Genomic DNA, 704 nt, shown 5'->3' on the forward strand with positions numbered 1-704 from the left:
AGCACCAATTATGAACAGAACCAAAGTCATACCTATTCTATTTTTTGCTTTAATATTGTTAATGGCATTTGATTACTCACCCAAGAAACAATTTGATAAAAACGAACAAATACTGATTTCATTTGAGGTGGAAGACAAAGGACAAATGGATATTTGCAAGAATTTTACAATAGACTTTGTTTCTGACAGTAAAGTATATAAAAGTCAGGTTAAGGATTGTATTCTTTCAATACCAAAATTTCCAGAAAAAGTAAAAACCCTAACAGTTGAATTTCGATTTGAAAATTATATTTTAAAATTTTATGATGTCAAAACGGATTGGCTAAATCTAAACCAAAAGATGAATTGGAATTTCAAAGTTGATTACCCACCTTTTGATGAATTGAACAATGAAACTCTGAACAAGGAAGACTTAAAAATGATTTATTATTTTCAATTTAACCCGATGGAAAGCGGAGAAGGTATTGAGATTATAAATCCGATTTATTAAATTAATGACAAAATAACTGGTGCTAACACCGTATAAAGCTAATGGCTAAGTTGGTTATTAGAATTAATTTTCCCGCAAAAAAGACTATCTTAGATTAACCGAATAAATCCGTAGAGGGCTTCGTTTTTGCTTCCGAGTCGCACGCGCCGACGTCGCTTCCAGCTTTTGTGTCCACAAAACTAGTTGAGCAAAAACGAGCCAAGAATCGCCACTA

1 protein-coding gene is annotated in these 704 nt (G+C 32.4%); it reads left to right on the plus strand.

Annotated elements, in window-relative coordinates; genetic code table 11:
- On the plus strand, positions 1-490 hold a 490-nt coding region (locus tag ACY2RU_RS17775; RefSeq protein WP_490139828.1), incomplete at its 5' end, for a hypothetical protein.
- Between the last annotated feature and the right edge of the window lie 214 nt (positions 491-704).

The organism is Ulvibacter sp. 2305UL32-6 (assembly GCF_058148545.1).